Below are 22045 nucleotides of genomic sequence, written 5' to 3'. Positions count from 1 at the left end.
CCTGTTGAGGTCAGAAAATCTGACCAGCGGGCCGCGTGACTGCGGCCTCCACAACTTTGACAGGAGTTACCATGACGGACATCGTACAGTTATTGGGCAAAGAAGCGGACTCTCTTTTGCAACATCGCTGCATGACTATTCCAGCGGACAGCCTCTATCTTCCGGGCGCGGATTATGTCGATCGGGTGATGGTGGATAATAACCGCCCGCCTGCGGTACTACGCAATATGCAGACCCTGTACAACACCGGACGTTTAGCCGGGACAGGTTACCTCTCTATCCTGCCAGTCGATCAGGGCGTTGAGCACTCTGCGGGTGCCTCCTTCGCCGCCAATCCCCTCTATTTTGATCCGAAAAATATCGTGGAGCTGGCGATTGAAGCCGGATGCAACTGCGTGGCGTCCACCTATGGCGTGCTGGCGTCGGTATCGCGCCGCTATGCCCACCGCATTCCGTTTATGGTCAAGCTGAACCACAACGAAACCCTCAGCTACCCAACGCAGTATGATCAGACCCTCTACGCCAGCGTCGAGCAGGCGTTCAACCTCGGTGCGGTGGCGGTCGGTGCCACGATTTATTTCGGCTCTGAGCAGTCGCGTCGCCAGATTGAAGAGATCTCCGCCGCGTTTGAGCGCGCGCATGAGCTGGGAATGGTCACCGTGCTATGGGCCTACCTGCGCAACGATAGCTTCAAGAAGGAGGGGGTGGATTACCACGCCAGCGCCGATCTGACCGGCCAGGCCAACCATCTGGCCGCCACCATCGGGGCGGATATCGTTAAGCAGAAGATGGCGGAGAATAACGGCGGCTACCAGGCGCTGAAGTTCGGTCATACCGACGAGCGCGTTTACAGCAAACTGACCAGCGATAATCCTATCGATCTGGTGCGTTATCAGTTGGCCAACTGCTATATGGGCCGCGCCGGGCTGATTAACTCCGGTGGTGCAGCAGCAGGGGAGACGGATACCGCCGAATCGGTGCGTACCGCGGTGATCAACAAACGTGCGGGTGGCATGGGGTTAATCCTTGGCCGCAAGGCGTTTAAGAAGTCGATGAAAGAGGGCGTGGCGCTGATTAATTCGGTGCAGGATGTGTATCTGGCGAAGAACGTGACTATCGCCTGAGGTAAAACGGGCTGACCGAAAAAGAGGGTCAGCCCCTACAAAATTCCGTAGGGGTCGACCATTTTTTCCGGTCGACCCGTGACAGATTTCACAGCGCTTCGAACCACTCGCTGTTCTGCTCGGCAATCGGAGTGATGGAGAAGATCATCTCCTGCAAATGACGGCGCAGCGCACTTTCGGCGGCATCGGCATCGCGCGCGCGCAGCGCCTGATATATCAGCTGGTGCTGCTCTATCAGGCTTTCGGGCGGGGAGACTTTGCTCAGCGTCAGGAAGCGCACACGGTCCATGGTGGCTTTGATATTTTCCACCGTCTCCCATGCCAGCTCACAGTGAATACTTTGCGCAATCAGGCGATGAAACTCATCATCCAGCAGCAGGAACGCCTGGCTGTCATGGCGCTCTGCCGCCAGTCTTTGCAGCTGCAGATTGTGCTCCAGCGCCGCCAGGCCGTCTGCGCTCGCTTCGACGGCCGCCCGCCGCACGACTGCGACTTCCACCGCCTCACGAATAAATCGCCCATCGGCCACGCGCTGCGCGGAGATTTTACGCACGAAGGTGCCACGCTGCGGCAGTACCTGCACCAGTCCAGCTTCCGCCAGCTTGATAAAGGCTTCACGCACCGGCTGGCGCGAGACGTTGAAGCGCGCAGACACCTCTTTTTCCGACAGCAGCGAACCGGGGTGAATGGCGCAAGTGACGATCTCCTGGCGCAAAAAGCGGTAGATTTGCTGGTTGACCGGTTCACTGGCGGTAATGGTATACGACATTCGGCAACTTCCTTTTGCGGCAGACTCAGCAGCCTGCCTGCGAGCGACGGGAAAGCACCAGTCTAATCAGCATGGCGTTTATGCGCTACCGTTAAACGTCAGCAACCCGCTGATGTACCGTCAGTTTGGCACCCTGGCTGAGCAGCTGCTGGTAAAAATGGTTGACCCGGCTGACAAACTGCGCGCTGGCGGGTAAATCTTCACCAAATACGTTAGTCATCGCCAGTAATGCACTCACGCGCTCCTGACCTTCGCTGCTGGATGCCACACGCTGCGCCAGATCGTCACGCAGCGGGTCGTTAATCGCGATGGGCTCTCCCCGTTCGTTCTTGCCAGCGACATAGCGGATCCAGCCCGCCACGCCAAGCGCCAGCAGGTCAAAGTTGCTGCCGTTGGCGAGGTGCCAGCGAATACTGTCCAGCCAGCGCTGCGGCAGCTTCTGACTGCCGTCGTTGGCAATCTGCGCGGTGCGGTGCTTGATTGCGCGGTTGCTGTAGCGGGCTATCAGGGAATCGGCGTAGGCCGTCAGGTCCACGCCCTGAGTGCGCAGCGTCGGCGCCTGCTGGTCGAGCATCAGCTGGCGTGCGGCCTGTTTAAATTTGGCATCGGCCATACAGTCGCTGATATGTTCATAGCCCGCCAGATTGCCGAGGTAAGCGAGAAAAGAGTGGCTGCCGTTCAGCATGCGCAGCTTCATCTCTTCGAACGGCAGCACGTCGGTAACCAGCTCTGCTCCAGCCAGCTCCCAGGCCGGGCGCCCGCTGACAAAATTATCCTCAATCACCCATTGGAAAAAGGGTTCACAGGCCACGGCTACCGGGTCTTCGCAGCCCAGCTTATCGTGCAGGGCGCGGTGAGTGTCATCCGTCATCGCCGGAACGATACGGTCAACCATGGTCGACGGGAAAGTCAGGTTCTGCTCAATCCAGTCGGCCAGTTCGGGCTGCTGCTGGCGGGCCAGTGCGCTGATAACCTGGCGCGTGACGTGGCCGTTTTCTGGCATATTGTCACAGGACATCACGCTGAAAGGAGCCAGCCCCAGCTCGCGGCGGCGGCGGATGGCGGCAAGTATAATGCCCGGCAGCGACTCAGGCGCATCCGGATGGGCCAGATCGTGCACGATAGCCGGGTGTTCAAGGTTCAGCTTGCCGCTGGCCGGATGATGGCAGTAGCCTTTTTCCGTCACGGTCATCGAAACAATCGCCACATCCGGCTGGCACAGTGCATCCAGTACCGCACTGATGCCGTCGGACTGGCCGTGCAGAGCGGCGGTCACCACGCCAATGACCCGCAGATTGAGGCGGTCATCGGCCATCTCTGCCACGCTGTAGCACAGCTGCTGCTGGCGCAGAGCCTGAATCAGCTCGCCGCTGTTGAGATTGATTTCACAATAGCCCCAGTCGCTGCCCTGCTCGGCGGCGAGGCGGTCACTGCATACCGCCTGGTGAGCGCGGTGGAAAGCACCAAAACCGATATGTACCATGCGGGTGCGCAGCGCCTTACGGTCATACTGCGGGCGCTGTACGTCTTGCGGAAGCTTATCGAGGGAGAGCATAAAACATCCTTAGTTTAGGGCGGGTTATCCCCGCCCGCAGGGGTCACACTGAAACCGGGGTGTTATGGGTTTTCGGCGGTTTAATCACCAGCAGTACCAGCAGCGCGCCCAGCGCGGCCACGCAGCCGGCGAGGATAAAGGCGCTGTCAAACTTGCCGGTGTGCTGCACGATATAGCCGGTGACAATCGGGCCAACGATACCGGACAGGCTGCCAATCAGATGGATAAAACCACTGATACTGCCGACGCGGCTCTTATGCACCACGTCCTGAATAATCGCCCAGTAAATGGCCCCGGTGATATACAGGAAGAAGATGGAAACCGACATCAGGCCAACCGCCGACGTTACCTCTTTTACCGTACCCGCCAGGCCGACACAAATCGCCGCTGCCATTAACGAGACCACCAGCACAATTTTGCGGGAAAGCAGTAACTTACCGGTGACTTTAAAGATCTTGTCTGAAATGATCCCACCCAGCGCCAGGCCGACGAAACCGACAATCCACGGGATCATGGTGGTGATGCTCATCGCCTTAATATCCAGCCCGTGCGCCTGTACCAGATAGGCCGGGAACCAGCTCAGGAAGAAGAAGAGAATATAGTTGTAGCAGAAGAAGGCGAACGCCGTGACCAGAATGATCGGCTGGCGCAGGTAGTAGCCGAGCCCGTGCTGCGACTGCGACAGCTCCTCTTCCGCACTGAGCTGCTCATCTTTCATCTGCGCAATCAGGGCGCGCTCACGCTCGCTGATGATTTTGCTTTTTAGCGGGTTATCCGAGGCGATAAAGAACCACACCACCATCCAGACGATGCCGATGCTGCAGATAATGGCAAACGCCGGGCGCCAGCCAAAGGCGAGGGCGAGGTAGCCAATAATCGGCCCCGCCACGGCCCCGCCGAGCGGAGAACCCGCGCTAAGCAGCCCCATCGCGGTTGCCGCCTGTTTTTTCGGGAACCAGCCGTTAATCGCCTTGTTAGCCGAGGCGCAGATAGGCCCTTCCGCCATGCCGAACAGCACGCGCAGGATCAGCATCGACCAGAAGCCGGTCGCCAGCGCGGTGAAGCCGCAGAACAGCGACCACATCCCGACGGCGACGCCGAGGGTCAGCGTCGGGCCGAATTTGTCGGTCGCCAGACCGCCGACAAAGTTAAAGATGGCATAGCCGAAGAAGAAGCTGCCGAAAATCAGGCCAAACTCTTCGGCGTTCAGCATCAGGTCTTTTTCAATCATCGGCACGGTCAGCGACAGCGCGACGCGGTCGAGATAGTTGATCATGTAAACAAGGAACAGTAATAAGACTATCGTCCAGCGCAGGTTCTTAAACATAGTAATAACTCCGCTTGTTATATTTTTAGTGGGTAGGGATTGAGGTATTGATATTGACCGCAGGCCGGGAACCGGGCCTGCGGCGTTCTGGTGTTAGCTAACCTGTAAAATCACTTTGCAGCAGCTGCGCGGATCCTTTTCGAACAGCGTCATCGCCTGCTCAATCTGACTGAGCGGCAGCGTATGGGTAACCAGTTTTTCCGGCTGGATCAGCCCCTGCTCCATCCAGGCAATCACCTCGGGGAAGCGGTGGCTGTTCAGGCGCGAGGTGAACAGCGACAGCTCTTTGCTGGTCAGGCTCTGCTGCGTCACGGTGCACGCCTCGCCGGAGAATCCAAGCAGGCCGATGCGCCCGGCGGGGGAGGCGAGCGCCGCCGCTTCCGCCAAAATCGACGGATGGCAGGCGGCATCGATAATCAGCGTAGGCTGCACGCCATTCAGCTGTTCTGCCAGCGGCGTTTCGCCATTATTCAGCACCACGTCCGCGCCATTGGCTTTGGCCATCGCCAGTCGCTCATCCAGCCGGTCGGCGACAATCACTTGCCTGACCTTATACACGCCTTTCAGCACCTGAATGGCGGTCAGCCCCATCGGACCGGAGCCGTAAATCAGCGCCACGTCATCCGGCTGCGGCTTAAGGAACGCGGTGATATTGGCGGCGATGGTAAACGGCTCAACCAGGCTGGCCAGCGTATCAGGGATGGCTTCCGGCAGAGTGTAAGCATTGCCCGCCGGGGCCAGCGCATACTCGCTGAAGCCGCCGTCGCGATGTACGCCAATCACCTGCAGCTCGCGACAGACGTTAGGGCGGCCGATGGAGCAGGGGTAGCAGTAGCCGCAGCTCACTACCGGGTCCACCGCCACACGTTCGCCGATGCGCGCAGCATCCACCCCGTCGCCGACGGCGTCAATTACGCCAAAAAACTCATGGCCGATAACGCGCGGATAGCGGGCAAAGGGGTTGTGCCCGTGCCAGATATGCACGTCAGAGCCGCAGATGCTGGCGTAGCGCACCTTGACGCGCACTTCACCCGTGGACGGGGTGAGCAGCGGGCGCTCCTGCAGCTGCAGTTCGCCCGGGCGTTCAATCACCACACTTTTCATTGTTCTCTCCTTACCAGTTCCACAGGGTGCCGTCTTCCAGGCGTGCCACCGGCAGATACGCAGGTTCGTAGGGATATTTCGCCGCCAGCTTCTCATCAAACTCAATGCCGAGGCCCGGCTTGTCGCCCGGATGCATATAGCCGTTGTCGAAGCTCCAGCTGTTCGGGAACACCTCCAGCATCTGCTCCGAATAGCCCATATACTCCTGCACGCCAAAGTTAGGCACCCAGAGGTCAAAGTGCAGCGCCGCCGCCATGCAGATTGGCGACAGGTCGGACGGGCCGTGTGAGCCGGTACGAACCTGGTAGAGCGAGGCAAAGTCGGCGATACGGCGCATCCCGGTGATGCCGCCCGCGTGGGTAATAGTGGTGCGGATATAGTCGATCAGCTGCTCTTCAATCAGCTGCTTGCAGTCCCAGATGCTGTTAAACACCTCGCCGACGGCAATCGGCGTGACGGTGTGCTGGCGGATCAGGCGGAAGCTCTCCTGGTTTTCGGCCGGGGTTGGGTCTTCCATCCAGAACAGGCGGTACGCTTCCACGCTTTTGCCAAAGCGCGCCGCTTCAATCGGGGTCAGGCGGTGATGCATATCGTGCAGCAGATGCTCGTTGAAACCAAACTTGTCGCGGATCGCCTCAAACAGTTTCGGCGTGAAGTCGAGGTATTTCTCGGTCGACCACAGCTGCTCTTCCGGGCGGGCACCTTTGGTGGCGGGTTCATAAGCTTCACCTTTCCCCTTCGCCATACCGTAGGTGGTTTTCATCCCCGGCACGCCGCACTGAGCGCGGATCGCCTTAAAACCCAGCTCCTGGTGTTTGGCATAGTCGTCCATCACTTCATCAATGCTGTGGCCGGTGGTATGGCAGTAAACCATCACCCCGGTGCGTGATGCGCCGCCCAGCAGCTGGTAAACCGGCATATTCGCCGCTTTCCCTTTGATATCCCACAGTGCCTGGTCCACGGCAGAGATCGCCGACATGGTGACCGGGCCACGACGCCAGTAAGCGCCCTTATAGAAGAACTGCCAGATATCTTCAATCTGGTGCGCATTGCGGCCAATCAGCTGTGGGCAGACGTGATCTTTCAGGTAGGAGGCAACGGGCAGCTCACGCCCGTTGAGTGTGGCATCGCCGACGCCGGTCAGCCCCTGGTCAGTGGTGATTTTAACGGTGACAAAGTTCCTGCCTGGGCAGGTAACAAAGACTTCTGCTTTAACAATTTTCATTCTGAGTTCGCCTTGTGCGCTGACAATGGTGAAAAAATACGCTCTTAACGTACTACCATACAAGTTGCTCATGCAGAATTCGCGAAGGGGATCACATTTGCTTAACATCGGGGGGACGACAAAAAAGCGCCGGGTGGCGCTTATCAGGTAGTGGAAAATCGGTTAGTCGCAGGCAGAGGAGTTAGCCTGCGCGGCGGCGGCTGCCTTCGCCGCTTCTTCGGCCTGCCAGGCGTCCCAGGCTTCTCCGGCCCGCACCATCATCTCAATGCACATCCTGAGAGATCTTTGCGCCGCCTCTTCATCTTCTTTTCGCTCAGCTTCTTTTTGCTCAGCGGTAACAGTATTTTGTCCGTATAACATATCCCCTCCCGATGGGTTTAAAGCCTGATTCCAGAGTATTTCCCCTGGCGTGGTGTTTTTTAATGATGCGTAGATAAATTGCTGCCAGCTTAATATCGCTGGCGGCGAAGATATACATACCAGCATTAAATTCCTCGAGGTGTGCAATTAATGCTTTCTCAATCTGGCGAAAAACCTGTATTGCTGACACCTGGCCAGGCAACGCCCGCGCATAAAACTGCTTCGCTAAGCGGTTCGCTTTAATATCAAAGCTAACTTCATACGCGCCATTTTTACTCAGGGTAAATCCGTCCTGCAGCCTGATGGTGGCCTGATCGGCGTTGGTGACCTGCTCGATATTTATCTCATATTCAATCCCCCGCGAGGCGAAATGATAAATATAGGTTATCCGGTTAGTGTGATAGTAAAAAGTCTTAAATTCCATTCTTGCAATCGTCCCTGTCGTCCGCAGAATAATAACGCCTGCTCATCTACAACGAATAATAACGATTACAACTTACCGGTCTATTTAAAGTTCTGATGAAAGGAATAAACCGGAAGGCGTGCCGCAAAATAATGATCGGTAATGATATTAAGGCCGACCGTTTTGCGATCGGCCTTCAGGGGTTAGGCTAACAGTTCGCAGGAAGGTGGCAGGCGGCACTCCAGCGCGTCCGGCATCACCTCAATACGGAATTCCGTTCCGCTCAGGGGTTCGCCGTCGAGATTAAAGGTCATCTCATTTGGCGCACGGATAGTCAGCCACGGCAGGGAAGCGGTGATCAGGTTCGGGTTTTCTTCGTCGCTGGTCAGCTTGTGAATGAGGGTGGGCAGCAGCTCCTGCGAGGTGGCGATGCTCAGCTCCAGCCTGCCGTCATTAATCAGCGCGGTCGGGCACAGGCGCTGCCCACCCCCGGCCTGGCGCCCGTTACCGATGCCAATCACCAGCGCGTCACCCTGCCAGTGAAAATCCGGGCCTTGCAGCGTGCAGCTGTCGGCTTTTAGAGTATCCATGCGCATCAGACCATGAATAAAGTAGGAGACGCCGCCGAGTGCCGACTTTAGCTTTTCCGGGGTTTCGGTGGTAATGCGCGTACCGAAGCCGCCGGTCGCCATATTGATAAAGTAGCGGTCGTTATTGACACGGGCGATGTCGATAGGCGTGGCTTTACCAAGAATGGCCAGGCGCAGCGCATTTTCCATCTCCAGCGGGATACCCGCACTGGTGGCGAAGTCGTTGGCCGTACCCAGTGGCACCAGGCCCAGCACCGGCCGGTGTTGCGGCGCCAGACGGGCCAGCGCGGTGGCGATCTCATTGATGGTGCCGTCGCCGCCCGCGGCAATCACGGTGCTGGCCTGCAGCGCGACCGCTTCGTGCACGTAGCGTTCGCCGTCGCCGTGTTCCCAGGTAACGCGTACCTCCAGCGGGAAGCCCTGCTGGCGCAAAGTGCTAATCGCCGCGCGCAGCTCTTCATTACCAGCGCTTTTACCGTTGAGGATCGCCAGGGTAAGTGAATGTTTTTCCATTTTTAATTCCTGATGGCGTTTGCAGTTTGCATCAAGATATAGCATATCCTGGCGCCTGGGGGTAACGCAGGGGGACAACGTCTGAAAAAATAGGGCATGAAAAAAAGAAATGGCCCGCACGGGGGAGCCGGGCGAGCCAAATGAGGTGGTTTCTGACCACTATCTTTCAAGCCGCAGAGGCGTTAGCTGCGTTCTCTCATCCCAGTCACTTACTGGTGTAAGCTCCGGGGGATGCGTTCGCTTGCTGCCTTCCTGCAACTGGAAATCTCTGGGTCAGAGGGTGCTATTTGGATTTGTTCGTTAGGAGCGGGAGCATCATAACCAGGAATGCCCTGAGGTTATGTGACCAGATTCTAATATCAGTAACATTGTGTGACTTCTTTTGCCAAGTCGACCGCATGGGGGGGGCGGGGGGTGGTGCCTGACAGATTGCGCATCAGCAGGGCGTATTGCAGATCCACCGCCTCCGGCAGCGGCAGCCACACCAGATGACCGTTGCCCGGTGCAACCTCAATCGGCTGCGCCTTGCCGTTTTCCATCTGTGCCAGGGTGAAATTGATATTGCCCGCCGGGGTCATCAGTTCCAGGCTATCGCCCACGCTGAATTTGTTCTTCACATCGACCTGGGCCAGCGCACCGCGCCGCTCGCCGGTAAATTCCCCGACAAACTGCTGACGGTCGGAGACGGAGTACCCGGCATCATAGCTTTGGTAGCTATCGTGCGTGTGGCGGCGCAGAAACCCTTCGGTATAGCCGCGGTGCGCCAGCCCTTCCAGCGTTTCCAGCAGGGCAGGGTCGAACGGTTTTCCGGCGGCGGCGTCATCAATCGCCCGGCGATAAACCTGAGCGGTGCGGGCGCAGTAGTAGAACGACTTGGTGCGCCCCTCGATCTTCAGCGAGTGGACGCCCATCCGGGTCAGGCGCTCAACGTGCGCCACCGCGCGCAGATCCTTTGAGTTCATAATATAGGTGCCGTGCTCATCTTCGAAGGCGGTCATATATTCGCCGGGGCGCATCGCTTCTTCGATCATAAACACTTTATCGGTTGGCTCACCGACGCCCAGCGTGGGTTCAACGTTGCGCACCGCAATCGGCTGCTGGCGATGAACGATATTGCCGACGGCATCCTCTTTACCTTCCTGCACGTTGTATTCCCAGCGGCAGGCGTTGGTGCAGGTCCCCTGGTTCGGGTCACGCTTGTTGAGGTAGCCGGAGAGCAGGCAGCGGCCGGAATAAGCCATACACAGTGCGCCATGCACGAAGATCTCCAGCTCCATCTCCGGCACCTGCTGGCGGATCTCGCCAATCTCTTCCAGCGACAGTTCGCGCGACAGGATTGCCCGCGTCAGCCCCATCTGCTGCCAGAATTTCACCGTTGCCCAGTTGACGGCGTTGGCCTGCACCGACAGGTGGATATCCATCTGCGGGAAGGCTTCGCGCACCAGCATAATCAGCCCGGGATCGGACATAATCAGCGCATCCGGCCCCATCGCCACCACTGGCTGCAGGTCGCGAATAAACGTTTTTAGCTTGGCGTTATGCGGGGCGATGTTCACCACCACGTAGAATTTTTTACCGAGCGCGTGGGCTTCATTGATGCCGATAGCGAGGTTGTGATGATTAAATTCATTATTGCGCACGCGCAGGCTATAGCGAGGCTGACCGGCATACACTGCGTCTGCGCCATACGCAAAAGCGTAACGCATATTTTTCAGGGTGCCGGCCGGAGAAAGCAGTTCCGGTTTATGCATGATGTCTCAGTCTGATGTCAGGTCAGAAATTGCAATTAAGTGATTTAGGTGCGGGTCAGGCATGCCTGACCCCTACGGGCTGGCGCGGGTCTGCGTAATCGTAGGGGCGAGGCATGCCTCGCCCGATGTGTTGCCCGGCGGGGGATTGTACTGGCGGGAATCGCGGCGGGATTTGATCTAAATCAAACGACAGACATCGGCTTCCCAGCGATAGCCCATGCCGTACACGGCGCGGATAAAGGGCTGGTCGGCGTCGAGCGACTCCAGCTTGCGGCGCAGATTTTTAATATGGCTGTCGATGGTGCGGTCGGTCACCACGCGATAATCGTCGTACAGGTGGTTTAGCAGCTGTTCGCGGGAAAATACCTTGCCCGGCTCCTGCGCCAGCGTTTTCAGCAGGCGGAACTCCGCCGGAGTGAGGTCGAGAGGTTTTTCGTCCCAGCTGGCCTGAAAGCGGTTTTCATCAACCTTCAGCAGCGAGACTGCCTGTGCTTCTTCCGGCGTGCGCTGGCAGCGTTTCAGAATGGTTTTCACCCGCGCCACCACTTCCCGCGGGCTGAAAGGCTTACAGATGTAATCATCCGCGCCAATCTCCAGCCCCAGCAGGCGATCAATCTCTTCAATTTTCGCCGTAACCATCATCACCGGCAGCTCGGAGAAGCGGCGCAGCTCGCGGCACACTGACAGACCATCCAGCCCCGGCAGCATCAGATCGAGCAGCACCAGGTCCGGCGCGTGCTGCTTAATCCAGTCGATGGCTTCATCCCCGCGCATCAGATGGTGGGTGCGATAGTTGGCGGCCTGCAGATAATCCACCATCAGCTGGCCAAGTTTCGGTTCATCTTCAACGATTAAGATCAGCGGAGCAGCGTTGTCCGGAAGCATTAAATGAGTCCATATCAGTGAGTCTTATACGGTAAGTGTACCGTAATTCTCACGCCGCCGGCATCGGAGTGCTCCGCAACGATGGTGCCGTCGTGGGCTTCGACAATGTTCTGGCAGATAGCCAGCCCAAGACCAGAACCGCCGCTGGCTCGATTACGCGATCCTTCCGCGCGATAAAAACGCTCAAAAATCTGGCTCCGCTGCTCATCGCTAATACCGGGCGCGCTGTCGTCAAAATGAAGTAAATTGCCGTCCGGCAGGGGTTGCAAACTGATATGCAGCGTGCCGCCGGGGTCGGTATAGCGCAGGCTGTTCTCCATCAGATTGGTAAAGAGCTGTATCAGGCGGTCCGGATCGCCAAACTGCGGCGCGGTCGCCGGCAAATCCAGCGTCAGGGCCAGCGGATGGCGGGCAAAGCGGTGGGAGAAGTTACCGGAAACCAGCTCCAGCAGCGACGCCAGATCGATCTGGCTTTTGCGGTAAGCCAGCGCCCCCTCGTCGGACAACGAGAGCTGGTGCACATCGTCAACCAGCTTGGTCAGCGTCGCGACTTCACCCTGCAGTGAGACAATCGACTCCGGCGTCAGCTTGCGCACCCCGTCCTGAATCGCTTCCAGCTCGCCGCGCAGGATCGCCAGCGGCGTGCGCAGCTCGTGCGAGATATCGGCCATAAAGGCGCGGCGCATGCTTTCGTTTTTCTCCAGCGTGCTGGCAAGGCGGTTAAAGTCCTGCGCCAGCCGCCCAAGCTCATCGCGGCTGGAGGACTCAACCCGGGTGGCGAAATCCCCGGCGGCGAGGTGATGGGTACCGTCGACCAGCCGTTTTACCGGGGCCAACAGGCCGCGCGACATTAGCCAGGTTACCGCTGCGGCCAGCAGCATCGTCAGCCCGACGATCATCCAGCTGGTGCGCTTCTGCTGCTGGTCAAAGTTGATATCGGCGCTGCGCGTCAGGCGCTCGGGCGGCGAGCCAATCACCCAGCCGACCACTTTGCCACTGCTGGTGGTGATATTGCGCCGCGAACCTTCCGGCGGCACTGGCGCGCGCGGCCCCATCATCACGTGATACTGCTGGTCGATAATCCAGAATTGCGTGCGCCAGCCGTGCGGCGGCAGCTGATTACTGGCGTCGGGATTCTGCTCCAGCGAGCGCAGAATATTAAACACCAGCTTATTGTTGTTGCGCAGGAAGTCCCAGTTGCCGTGCTGTTCATACTGGTCCGCCAGCGCATCGCTCAGCATCATCAGCCGCTGCTCGTTGCCGCGTTTAATGTAATCGATAAAGCCGTGCTCAAAGCTGAGGCGCACCCCCCAGTGCATGGTGATCAGCACCAGCATGCAGGTGGAGAAGATCGCCGCGAACAGCTTGGCGGTGATGCCGATACGTAATTTTGCCAACATTTAATGCTTTCTCCTGCGCGCCAGCAGCGCATTAGGGCCAGTTTCCGCAGGCACGCGCCAGAACACCAGCGCGGGCAGGGCGATAACCAGCGCCATGCAGAAATAAGTGTAAATAAAGGCCTGGTGCACCGTCGGGCTGTCGGTCACCGCCTGGTGGGCAAAGGTGCCGAGCAGCAGCCCGGCGATGGTCACGCCGATACTCATCGACAGCTGCATCACCATCGACAGCAGGCTGTTGCCGCTGCTGGCCAGCTCATCGGGCAGCTCTTTCAGCGTCAGGGTGTTCATCGCCGAGAAGCGGATAGCGTTGACCATGCCCTGTAACAACAGCACCAGCGGCAGCAGCAGGTTCCAGCCCAGCAGCGCCACGGCGGGGAACAGCAGCACCACCAGCGCCAGCCCGAGGGTGGATCCGACCAGCACGTTGCGATAGCCGAAGCGATTAACGATCTGCACGATAATGCGCTTCATGCCCATATTGCCGAGCACCATCGGGATCATCATCAGCCCGGCGTGAAACGGGCTGTAGCCCATGCCGATCTGCAGGAAAATCGGCGTCATAAACGGCAGCATCCCACTGCCAATGCGCCCGGTCAGGCTGCCGAGCAGCCCAATTGAGTAGATGCGGTTGTCAAACAGCTTCAGGCTGAACAGTGCGCGCTCGTTATTGCGCGCATGCAGCAGATAGAACAGCAGGGCGAATACTCCGGCGAGGATCAGCAGGCACAGCAGCAGCGGTGAAATACCTAAGCCGCGCTGGCCGTCAAGCGCCAGCGTCAGCGTGGCCATCCCCGCCGCGAGCAGAAAAAAGCCGCTAAAGTCGAAGCGCCGGGTTTGCAGCGTGAAGTTGGGCAGCAGCATCAGCGTGGCGATCGCGCCAACAATGCCCACCGGAATATTAATCAGAAAGATCCAGTGCCAGCTGGCGTACTCGACCAGCACGCCGCCAAGCGCCGGGCCGAGCAGCGGGCCAATCTGCCCCGGCAGCGTGACAAAGGTCATCGCCGCCATATATTGCGCGCGCGGCACCAGCTTCATCACCGTCAGCCGCCCGACCGGCACCATCATTGCCCCGCCGATGCCCTGCACCACGCGCGACAGCAGCAGCTGATCCAGCGTGGCGGAGATCGCGCAGCACAGCGACCCGATGCTGAACAGGATAATCGCGCTAAAGAAGACGTTGCGCACCCCGAAGCGGTCGGCCAGCCAGCCGCTGACCGGCAGCATCACCGCCACCGTCAGCACGTAGGAGACAATCACCGAATGCATATGCAGCGGGCTGACGTTGAGGCTGGCGGCCATCGACGGCAGCGCGGTATTCACGATGGTCGTATCCAGCGCCTGCATAAAAAAGCCGAAGGCAACAATCCACAGCTGCCAGCGTACCGAAGCGGGGGGCGCGTTAGCCATCTCAGGCTCCTTCGTGTGCCGGTTGCGGCTTAGCTTTACGCCGCAGTTTATCCATATACAGATACACCACCGGAGTGGTGTAGAGCGTCAGCAGCTGACTCATGACCAGCCCCCCGACGATGGTGATCCCCAGCGGCTGGCGCAGTTCGGCCCCGTCACCGCTGGTCAGCACCAGCGGCAGTGCACCCAGCAGGGCTGCCAGCGTGGTCATCATAATCGGGCGGAAGCGCAGCAGGCTGGCCTGGAAGATCGCCTCACGCGCCGTGAGATTGCCGCTGCGCTGCGCTTCGAGCGCAAAGTCGACCATCATAATGGCGTTCTTCTTGACGATCCCGATCAGTAGCAGGATCCCTATCAGCGCAATCAGGCTGAACGGCGCGGAGAACAGCTCCAGCGCCAGCAGCGCGCCGACGCCTGCCGAGGGCAGGGTAGAGAGAATAGTCAGCGGGTGGACGTAGCTCTCATACAGGATCCCCAGCACGATATACACCGTGGCGATAGCGGCGAGGATCATCCACAGCTGGCTGCTCTGCGTCTGTTCAAACACCGCCGCGGTACCGGCAAAGCTGCCGCGCACGCTGGAAGGCACACCCAGCGAAGTCATGCTGCGGTCAATCGCGGCGGAAGCCTCGGACAGCGATACCCCTTCCGGCAGGTTAAAGGACACGGTTGAAGCCGCAGAAAGCCCCTGATGATTCACCGACAGCGGTGAGTTCTGCGGCTGCCATTTGGCGAAGGAGGAGAGCGGAATGGACTGCCCCTCACTGTTGATCACGTACATCTGGTTAAGCGCGCTGATATCCTGGGTGTAGCGCGGGTCAACCTCCATGACCACTTTATACTGGTTGAGCGGCTGATAGATGGTGGAGATCTGGCGCTGGCCGAAGGCGTTATTCAGCAGGCCGTTGGCGTCCGCCACGTCAATCCCCAGCCGCGCCATAGTCTCACGGTCGTAGGTCAGCGCCATCTCCGAGCCTTTGTCCTCCTGGTCGGAGTTGACGTCGGCCAGCTCCGGCAGTGTGGCAAAGGCGCGGCGGATTTTCGGCTCCCACTCGCGCAGGTCGTCGAGGCTGTCGGACAGCAGCGTGTACTGATAGCCGGCGTTGGACTCGCGCCCGCCGACGCGCAGATCCTGCTCGGCCATCAGGTAGAGATTGGCGCCCGGCTCTTTCGCCAGCTTGCCGCGCAGGCGGGCAATCACCTGCTGGGCGGTTTCCGTGCGCGCGCTCAGCGGTTTCAGGGCGATAAACATCGAGCCGCTGTTGGTGCGTGACCCGCCGGTAAAGCCCACCACGCTGTCAACCGCCGGGTCGGCATGGACGATGCGCATAAAGTCTTCCAGCTTGCCGCGCATCGACTGGAAGGAGATGCTCTGGTCGGCCTGGATAAAGCCCATCAGCCGCCCGGTATCCTGCTCCGGCATAAAGGTTTTCGGGATCGAGACGTAGAGGTACAGGGTCAGGCCGATGGTGGCAAGAAAAAGCAGCAAGGTATAGCGTGCATGATTCAGCACCAGATTGAGGGTGCGGCCATAGCCCTGCTGTACGGCCAGCAGCAGCTTACCAAAACCGCGAATGCGCGGCTGCTGGTGGCGCGGCTTGTTGCGCAGCAGGTAGGCACACATCATCGGCGTCAGGGTAATCGACACCAGCAGCGATATGGCGATCGATACCGACAGCGTGACGGCAAACTCGCGGAAGAAGCGGCCTATCAGCCCGCCGAGCATCAGCAGCGGGATAAATACCGCCACCAGAGAAATACTCATCGAGACCACGGTAAAGCCGACTTCACGCACCCCCTGCAGCGCCGCCGCCAGCGGTTTCATCCCCGCTTCGACGTGGCGTGAGATATTCTCCAGCACCACAATTGCATCATCGACAACAAAGCCGGTCGCCACGGTCAGCGCCATCAGCGACAGGTTATTGAGGCTGAAGCCGCACAGGTACATCGCGGCGAAGGTGCCGATCAGTGAGACGGGCACGGCGACTGCCGGGATCAGCGTGGCGCGCCCGGAGCGCAGGAAAGCAAACACCACCAGAATGACCAGCCCGACCGAGATCGCCAGCGACTGCTCGACCTCATGCAGCGAGGCGCGGATGGTCGGTGAACGGTCCTGCGCCACCTCCAGTTTGATCGACGCTGGAATGACTTTGCGCAGTTCGGGCAGCTGGGCGTTAATCCGGTCGACGGTATCAATGATATTGGCTTCCGGCGCTTTGCGGATCAGCGCCAGAATAGCCGGGCGGGCGTTGGACATCCCGGCGTTGCGCACGTCCTGCACCGAGTCCGAGACAGTAGCGACATCCTGCAACCGCACCGCCGCACCATTGTTGTAATGCACGATCAGCGGCTGATACTCGGCAGCGGTTTGCAGCTCGTCATTGGTTTTGAGCCACCAGCGCTGCTGCTGATCCTCGATCGCACCCTGCGGTTTACGCACGTTGGCGTCGGCAATGGCGGTACGCACCGCGTCCAGCGACACGCCCTGATTAAACAGCGCCTGCGGATTGAGGTCGACGCGCACCGCAGGCAGCGAGCTGCCGCCGATGGTGACATCGCCTACGCCATCAATTTGCGCCAGCTTCTGCGCCAGCTGCGTTGAGGCATAGTCGTACAGTTGGCCGGGGGAGTAAGTGTCCGAGGTTAGCGTCATAATCATGATCGGCGCATCGGACGGATTCACTTTGCGATAGGTCGGGCGGCTTGGCATCCCGGTTGGCAGCAGGCTCTGGGCGGCATTAATCGCGCCCTGCACGTCACGTGCCGCGCCGTTGATATCGCGCTCGAAGTCGAATACCAGTATCACCCGCGTGCTGCCGAGCGAGCTGGTAGAGGTCATTTCACTCACCCCGGCAATGCGTCCCAGCGCCCGTTCCAGCGGGGTGGCAACCGAGGAGGCCATGGTTTCCGGCGAGGCGCCGGGCAGCGAGGCGCTGACCACAATCACCGGGAAATCGACCTGCGGCAGCGAGGCCACCGGCAGCAGGCGAAAGCCGAGCATGCCCGCCAGCAGGATCGCCACCGTCAGCAGAAGGGTGGCGACCGGGCGATGAATAAACAGCGCGAAAAATTTCACTCTGCCTCCTGCTTGCTGAAGCGGCGGCGCGTGGCGAGCGCCAGACGGTCAAACAGCAGGTAGATCACCGGCGTGGTGAACAGCGTCAGTACCTGGCTGACGATCAGGCCGCCCACCATCGCGGTGCCCAGCGGGCGGCGCAGTTCGGCACCGACGCCGGTGCTCAGCATCAGCGGCAGCGCACCGAGCAGTGCCGCCAGCGTGGTCATCAGGATCGGACGGAAGCGCAGCAGACAGGCCTGATAAATCGCCTCATACGGCGTCATGCCCTGTTCACGCTCGGCCGCCAGCGCAAAGTCGATCATCATGATGGCGTTCTTCTTGACGATGCCGATCAGTAGAATAATGCCGATAATGGCAATCACGTCCAGCTCGCTGCCGCTGATCAGCAGCGCCAGCAGCGCACCCACCCCGGCGGTCGGCAGCGTCGAGAGAATGGTGACCGGGTGAATAAAGCTCTCGTACAGCACGCCGAGCACGATATACATCGCCACAACCGCCGCAACAATCAGCCACACGGTACTGGAGAGCGCCGCCTGGAAGGCGAGGGTACTGCCCTGGAACTGGGTAATGATCTCCGTCGGCATGGCCAGATCCTGTTCCGCCTGGGTTATCGCATTCACTGCCTGCTCCAGCGAATAACCGTCGCTGACGTTAAACGAGAAGGTGGTCGACGGGAACTGATCGAGGTGGTTAATGCTCAGCGCGCCGTGGCGCTGCTCGATGCTGGCAATGGCGCTGAGCGGCACGCTGCCGCCATCGGTGCTCTTCAGCCGGATGCTTTGCAGCGCAGCCAGCCCCGGCGTTGCGGCGGTGTCGTGCTCCAGCACCACGCGATACTGGCTGGCCTGGGTATAAATCGTTGAGATCAGCCGCTGCCCGAAGGCGTTATACAGCGCGTTATCGACGTCAGACAGGGAGATGCCCAACCGGCTGGCATTGTCGCGATCGACGCGGATATAGGCTTCCAGTCCCTGGTCCTGCCAGTCGCTGCTCACCTCTTTCAGCTGCGGTAATTTGTTCAGCTCGGCCTGCAGTTTCGGCACCCACAGGCTGAGCGAATCGAGCGAACCTGCCTGCAGGCTGAACTGATACTGCGTGCGGCTGGCCTGGGTATCAATCGTCAGGTCCTGCACCGGCTGCAGATAGAGGTTAATGCCCGGCAGCTTCGCCACCTCCTGCTGCAGGCGGGCGATCACCACCGGAATACGGTCGTCACGCTGGTCAAGCGGCTTGAGGTTGATCTGCAGGCGGCCGCTGTTCAGCGCCTGGTTGGTGCCGTCCACGCCGACGAAGGAGGTCAGGCTCTGCACCGCCGGATCTTTCATAATGATCGAGGCCACTTCCTGCTGGCGCTGCGCCATATTGCTGTAGGAAACCGACTGCGGCGCCTGAACGGTGCCCTGAATAATGCCGTTATCCTGCAGCGGGAAGAAGCCTTTCGGGATAGCCAGCCACAGCAGCACGGTGATTGCCATGGTGCTGAGCGCCACGCCCAGCGTCAGCCACGGATGGCTGAGCACCTTTTGCAGCATGATGCCGTAGCGCGCAATCACGCGCTCAAAAAAGGCTTCGCTGGCGCGGGAGAACCGGTTCTGTTTGCGCAGCGACTCGGCCTTCAGCATGCGCGCGCACATCATCGGCGTTAGCGTCAGCGACACCAGCGCGGAGATCAGGATAGCCACCGCCAGCGTTACCGCAAACTCGCGGAACAGGCGGCCGACGATGTCGCCCATAAACAGCAGCGGGATCAGCACGGCAATCAGCGAGAAGGTCAGCGAGATAATGGTAAAGCCGATCTCACCCGCCCCTTTCAGCGCCGCCGTTAGCGGCTTTTCGCCTTTCTCGATGTAGCGAGTGATGTTTTCGATGACCACGATAGCGTCATCGACCACAAAGCCGGTGGCGATGGTCAGCGCCATCAGCGTCAGGTTATTCACCGAAAAGCCGAGGAAGTACATCACCGCGAAGGTGCCGACCAGCGACAGCGGTACCGCCACCGCCGGGATGATGGTCGCCGCCACGTTGCGCAGGAACAGATAGATGATCATCACCACCAGCGCAATCGCCAGCAGCAGCTCAAACTGCACGTCGTGCACCGAAGCGCGAATATTGGTGGTGCGGTCGCTCAGCAGCTGCACGTTGACCGACTTTGGCAGCGAGGCGGTGAGGGCAGGCAGCATCTGGCGGATATTGTCAGCGGTGGCAATAATATTGGCGCCCGGCTGGCGCTGCACGTTCAGCACAATGGCCTGCTGGCGGTTAGCCCAGGCGCCGAGCCAGCTGTTTTCCGCCCCCTGTTCAACCGATGCCACATCGCCCAGGCGCACCGGCGCACCGTTGCTGTAGCTGACGATCAGCTGGCGGTAGCCTTCGGCGGTTTTAATCTGGTCGTTGGCGGAGAGGGTAATCGAGCGGTCAGGGCCATCCAGGCTGCCTTTGGCCGAGTTGACGTTGGCGTTGCTGATGGCGGTGCGCACCGTTTCACTGGTGATACCGAGCGCCGCCAGCGCCTGGGCGTTGAGCTTCACCCGCACCGCGGGCCGCTGGCCACCGGAGAGCGTCACCAGCCCGACGCCGGACACCTGGGAAATTTTCTGCGCCACGCGGTTCTCCACCATATCCTGCACCTGGGTCATTGGCATGCTGGAGGTGGTGACGGCAAGGGTCATAATCGGCGGGTCGGCCGGGTTAACCTTGCTGTAAACCGGCGGATTGGGCAGATCGTCAGGCAGCAGGTTGGTGGCGGCATTGATCGCCGCCTGCACTTCCTGCTCGGCAACGTCGAGCGGCAGCGCCAGCTGGAACTGCAGCGTGACTACCGATGCACCGCCCGCACTCTGCGAGGCCATCTGCTTCAGCCCGGACATCTGCCCGAACTGGCGCTCCAGCGGGGCGGTAATCGCCGAGGTCACCACGTCCGGGCTGGCGCCCGGATAGAGCGTGACGACCTGAATGGTGGGGTAGTCGACTTCCGGCAGGGCCGAAACCGGCAGCGAGCGGTAGCCAATAATCCCCGCCAGCAGGATAGCGATCATCAGCAGGGTGGTGGCGACCGGGCGCAGAATAAACAGGCGGGACGGTCCGCCGCCTGGCGTTGGGGGCATCACCTGCATCAGTCGCTGGCTCCCTTGCTTGGCAGGGCGCTTTTCCCTGAGGTCAGCGGCGTGGCCTGCGCAGCCACCACCTCCACCTGCGCGCCTTCGGTCAGGCGGTCAATCCCGTCGGTGACCACTCTCTCCCCGGCTTCCAGCCCGGCCTTCACCACGACTTTTTCACTGTCCTGGAAGCCTACGCTGACAATTTTCTTGCTGACTTTACTGTCGCTGTTGACCACCCAGACGAAGCTGCCTTCGTTGCCCATCTGCAGCGCGGCGGTCGGGATAACAATCGCATCCTGCAGCGTGCTGACCTTCAGACGCGCATTAACAAACTGATTGGGGAACAGCCGATCGTCTTCATTGGTAAAGCGCGCCTTCAGCTTGACGGTGCCGGTGGTGGTATCAATCTGATTGTCCATGCTCAGCAGCTGGCCGGTAGTGAGCAGGTTTTTGTTGTTGCGATCCCAGGCTTCGACCGGCACCGCGCCGCTTTTCTGCGCGCTGAGAATGCTGGAAATATCGTTTTCCGGCAGGCTGAACACCAGGTCAATCGGGTGCGTCTGGGTGATCACGACAATACCGTTGGTATCGCCACTGGTGATGTAATTGCCGATATCGACCTGTTTCAGCCCGACGCGGCCGGAGATAGGTGCGGTGACGCGGCTGTAGCTCAGGTTGAGCTGGGCGCTGGCCACGCTGCCTTCGTCGGCTTTAAGGGTGCCGAGGGTTTCACTGACCAGCGAGCGCTGCGTATCCAGCTCCTGTTTTGACACCAGGCTGGTTTTTGCCAGCTTTTCATAGCGCGCCAGGTCGCGGCGGGCGTTGGCTAATGTCGCCTGATCCTTCGCCAGCTGTCCCTGAGCCTGCATCAGCGCGACCTGGTACGGGCGCGGATCGATTTCGGCCAGCAGCTCACCGGCTTTGACTTCCTGCCCTTCGGTGAAGTGAATCGCCATTAAATCGCCGTCCACCCGGCTACGCAGCGTCACGGTATTGGCCGCGGTGACGGTCCCTAATCCGGAAAGGTACTGCGGCACGCTCTGACGTACCGCCTCTGACGCCTGCACGGGAGCCATCGCTGCACCCGCGCCGCCGTGTCGCCCACCTTTGCCACGCGGTTGCTGAGTGCCGGCTTTTGGCTCAGCAGTGGATGAGGCGCTGTGGCTGTGCCACCAGTAAGCGCCACCACCGATCAGGGCAACGAGGATAATCAGGGGAATTAGCGGAACGCGGCGCTGCGATTTCATGGTTTTTTTGCTCTCCGGTAGCAGGGCCTGAAGCCCAGGCGGGACAAAACAGTATCCCGAATATAGTCACAATAGCGGATTTCAAGCGCTGAAAAATGAAGGAAATAAGGATAACGGGTTAGTTTTGTTCTGTCCCGCGTTCATCGGGCCGAATACGCAAATCTTTTGCCACAAATTAGCGCAGCGCGAAAAGCTTAGTTTGCTA

Annotated in this window: 16 protein-coding genes; 1 reads left to right on the top strand and 15 read right to left on the bottom strand. The window is 59.7% G+C overall.

Features of this window, described 5'->3' with window-relative positions; genetic code table 11:
* Positions 1–71: 71 nt before the first annotated feature.
* Positions 72–1124: a class I fructose-bisphosphate aldolase gene (gene fbaB, locus QLG07_RS11715; protein WP_048915550.1), complete on the top strand. Its 1053-nt coding sequence runs from the start codon at positions 72–74 to the stop codon at positions 1122–1124.
* 88 nt (positions 1125–1212) lie between these two features.
* Here fbaB and QLG07_RS11710 read toward each other — a convergent pair whose 3' ends face one another.
* The 15 genes from QLG07_RS11710 to QLG07_RS11640 form a co-directional block, all read right to left on the bottom strand.
* Positions 1213–1893 carry a GntR family transcriptional regulator gene (locus tag QLG07_RS11710; protein WP_048915551.1) on the bottom strand — a complete coding sequence of 227 codons (681 nt, stop codon included), beginning with the start codon at positions 1891–1893 and terminating at the stop codon, positions 1213–1215.
* A gap of 91 nt (positions 1894–1984) precedes the next feature.
* Positions 1985–3448, bottom strand: a complete 1464-nt coding sequence (locus QLG07_RS11705; RefSeq protein ID WP_282469268.1) for a mannitol dehydrogenase family protein — start codon at positions 3446–3448, stop codon at positions 1985–1987.
* A 43-nt stretch (positions 3449–3491) separates the two neighbouring features.
* Complete coding sequence (locus QLG07_RS11700; protein WP_048915553.1) at positions 3492–4775, bottom strand: MFS transporter; 1284 nt, start codon at positions 4773–4775, stop codon at positions 3492–3494.
* Between the two features lie 93 nt (positions 4776–4868).
* Positions 4869–5879, bottom strand: coding sequence for a Zn-dependent oxidoreductase (locus tag QLG07_RS11695; protein WP_282469267.1), 1011 nt, complete (start codon positions 5877–5879; stop codon positions 4869–4871).
* Positions 5880–5889: 10 nt separating this feature from the next.
* Positions 5890–7104, bottom strand: a complete 1215-nt coding sequence (gene manD / locus QLG07_RS11690; protein ID WP_048915555.1) for a D-mannonate dehydratase ManD — start codon at positions 7102–7104, stop codon at positions 5890–5892.
* Positions 7105–7266: 162 nt separating this feature from the next.
* A complete protein-coding gene (locus tag QLG07_RS11685; RefSeq protein WP_282469266.1) occupies positions 7267–7464 on the bottom strand; it encodes a hypothetical protein in 198 nt (65 codons plus the stop codon).
* Positions 7433–7888, bottom strand: a complete 456-nt coding sequence (locus QLG07_RS11680) for a hypothetical protein (protein WP_282469265.1) — start codon at positions 7886–7888, stop codon at positions 7433–7435. Before QLG07_RS11680 ends, QLG07_RS11685 begins: the two co-directional genes overlap by 32 nt.
* 182 nt (positions 7889–8070) lie before the next feature.
* A complete protein-coding gene (gene yegS / locus QLG07_RS11675) occupies positions 8071–8970 on the bottom strand; it encodes a lipid kinase YegS (RefSeq protein ID WP_191149694.1) in 900 nt (299 codons plus the stop codon).
* Between the two features lie 359 nt (positions 8971–9329).
* On the bottom strand, positions 9330–10721 hold the full coding sequence (yegQ, locus tag QLG07_RS11670; RefSeq protein ID WP_282469264.1) for a tRNA 5-hydroxyuridine modification protein YegQ: 1392 nt from the start codon (positions 10719–10721) through the stop codon (positions 9330–9332).
* A 177-nt stretch (positions 10722–10898) separates the two neighbouring features.
* A complete protein-coding gene (gene baeR, locus QLG07_RS11665; RefSeq protein ID WP_048915558.1) occupies positions 10899–11606 on the bottom strand; it encodes a two-component system response regulator BaeR in 708 nt (235 codons plus the stop codon).
* Positions 11607–11620: 14 nt separating this feature from the next.
* On the bottom strand, positions 11621–13006 hold the full coding sequence (baeS, locus tag QLG07_RS11660; RefSeq protein WP_099754688.1) for a two-component system sensor histidine kinase BaeS: 1386 nt from the start codon (positions 13004–13006) through the stop codon (positions 11621–11623).
* A complete protein-coding gene (gene mdtD, locus QLG07_RS11655) occupies positions 13007–14416 on the bottom strand; it encodes a multidrug transporter subunit MdtD (RefSeq protein ID WP_099754689.1) in 1410 nt (469 codons plus the stop codon).
* Between the two features lies 1 nt (position 14417).
* Positions 14418–17492 carry a multidrug efflux RND transporter permease subunit MdtC gene (mdtC, locus tag QLG07_RS11650; protein WP_282469263.1) on the bottom strand — a complete coding sequence of 1025 codons (3075 nt, stop codon included), beginning with the start codon at positions 17490–17492 and terminating at the stop codon, positions 14418–14420.
* Positions 17489–20608: an MdtB/MuxB family multidrug efflux RND transporter permease subunit gene (locus QLG07_RS11645; RefSeq protein WP_282469262.1), complete on the bottom strand. Its 3120-nt coding sequence runs from the start codon at positions 20606–20608 to the stop codon at positions 17489–17491. Before QLG07_RS11645 ends, mdtC begins: the two co-directional genes overlap by 4 nt.
* Positions 20608–21840: an MdtA/MuxA family multidrug efflux RND transporter periplasmic adaptor subunit gene (locus tag QLG07_RS11640; RefSeq protein ID WP_282469261.1), complete on the bottom strand. Its 1233-nt coding sequence runs from the start codon at positions 21838–21840 to the stop codon at positions 20608–20610. The genes QLG07_RS11645 and QLG07_RS11640 overlap by 1 nt, the downstream gene beginning before the upstream one ends.
* Positions 21841–22045: the final 205 nt, after the last annotated feature.

This window comes from Erwinia sp. V90_4 (assembly GCF_029967685.1).
In the GTDB taxonomy this organism is placed as follows: domain Bacteria; phylum Pseudomonadota; class Gammaproteobacteria; order Enterobacterales; family Enterobacteriaceae; genus Erwinia; species Erwinia aphidicola.
This window is presented reverse-complemented; position numbering and strand designations above follow the sequence as displayed.

Excerpts from the sequence above, each read along its gene's own strand:
- fbaB (WP_048915550.1), top strand. The coding sequence starts at position 72 with ATGACGGACATCGTACAGTTATTGGGCAAAGAAGCGGACTCTCTTTTG.
- QLG07_RS11710 (WP_048915551.1), bottom strand. The coding sequence starts at position 1,893 with ATGTCGTATACCATTACCGCCAGTGAACCGGTCAACCAGCAAATCTAC.
- QLG07_RS11705 (WP_282469268.1), bottom strand. The coding sequence starts at position 3,448 with ATGCTCTCCCTCGATAAGCTTCCGCAAGACGTACAGCGCCCGCAGTAT.
- QLG07_RS11700 (WP_048915553.1), bottom strand. The coding sequence starts at position 4,775 with ATGTTTAAGAACCTGCGCTGGACGATAGTCTTATTACTGTTCCTTGTT.
- QLG07_RS11695 (WP_282469267.1), bottom strand. The coding sequence starts at position 5,879 with ATGAAAAGTGTGGTGATTGAACGCCCGGGCGAACTGCAGCTGCAGGAG.
- manD (WP_048915555.1), bottom strand. The coding sequence starts at position 7,104 with ATGAAAATTGTTAAAGCAGAAGTCTTTGTTACCTGCCCAGGCAGGAAC.
- QLG07_RS11685 (WP_282469266.1), bottom strand. The coding sequence starts at position 7,464 with ATGTTATACGGACAAAATACTGTTACCGCTGAGCAAAAAGAAGCTGAG.
- QLG07_RS11680 (WP_282469265.1), bottom strand. The coding sequence starts at position 7,888 with ATGGAATTTAAGACTTTTTACTATCACACTAACCGGATAACCTATATT.
- yegS (WP_191149694.1), bottom strand. The coding sequence starts at position 8,970 with ATGGAAAAACATTCACTTACCCTGGCGATCCTCAACGGTAAAAGCGCT.
- yegQ (WP_282469264.1), bottom strand. The coding sequence starts at position 10,721 with ATGCATAAACCGGAACTGCTTTCTCCGGCCGGCACCCTGAAAAATATG.
- baeR (WP_048915558.1), bottom strand. The coding sequence starts at position 11,606 with ATGCTTCCGGACAACGCTGCTCCGCTGATCTTAATCGTTGAAGATGAA.
- baeS (WP_099754688.1), bottom strand. The coding sequence starts at position 13,006 with ATGTTGGCAAAATTACGTATCGGCATCACCGCCAAGCTGTTCGCGGCG.
- mdtD (WP_099754689.1), bottom strand. The coding sequence starts at position 14,416 with ATGGCTAACGCGCCCCCCGCTTCGGTACGCTGGCAGCTGTGGATTGTT.
- QLG07_RS11645 (WP_282469262.1), bottom strand. The coding sequence starts at position 20,608 with ATGCAGGTGATGCCCCCAACGCCAGGCGGCGGACCGTCCCGCCTGTTT.
- QLG07_RS11640 (WP_282469261.1), bottom strand. The coding sequence starts at position 21,840 with ATGAAATCGCAGCGCCGCGTTCCGCTAATTCCCCTGATTATCCTCGTT.